The sequence below is a fragment of the Arthrobacter globiformis NBRC 12137 genome (genome assembly GCF_000238915.1).
GTDB lineage: Bacteria > Actinomycetota > Actinomycetes > Actinomycetales > Micrococcaceae > Arthrobacter > Arthrobacter globiformis.
Window position 1 is genome coordinate 1 of the sequence record NZ_BAEG01000125.1, and the last position, 704, is coordinate 704.

Annotated in this window: 1 pseudogene; it reads left to right on the top strand. The window is 72.2% G+C overall.

From position 1 onward, the window contains the following. Positions 1-704: pseudogene (locus ARGLB_RS22310) on the top strand (RHS repeat domain-containing protein); the annotation flags it as partial.

The following is a 704-nucleotide window of genomic DNA, read 5'->3' on the forward strand; positions in this document are numbered from 1 at the left end:
CGGTCGTCTCCTATGAGTATCCCGACGACGTGTCCCGGGATCCTTCGGTGATTCGGGACCCGCTGGGCGGGCTCACCGGGCTTCAGTGGCGGGACGGGCTGCTGGTCCGGGTCACGGACCCGGCCGGGGTGGCTGTCGACTTCGACTATGACGGGTTGGGGGACCTGGTCGCGACCCGGAACGCGGCAGGGGATACCGCACGGATTGTCCGGGACGATGCGGGCCGGCCGGTTGAGAGCTTGAGCCCGTCCGGGGCCGGGACCCGGTTCGGCTATGACGCGGCCGGGCTGCTGGTGCGGCGCGAGGACCCGGACGGCGCCGTCTGGGCCTTCGAGCACGACTCCGCGGGGCGGACCACTGCCTTCGTTGCCCCGGACGGCGGACGGACCGAACTCGGGTATGCCGCCAATGGTGAACTGGTCCGGACCGTCGACCCGCTGGGCCGGGCCATTGAGCGGGTCTTCGACGAGCTCGGCAATGTCACCGCCGCGGTGCTGCCGGACGGTGCCCGGTGGGGTTTCGCCCATGACACGCTCTCCCGGCTGGTCGGCATCACGGACCCTGCCGGGCATGACTGGGTGCGGGAGTACGACACGGTCGGTGCGTTGACCGCTCTCGTGGATCCGACCGGGGTCCGCACGGAGGCCGCGTCGGACCGCAGGGCCGGGACGGCGACGCTGACGGGCGCGTTCGCGTCCGCGACG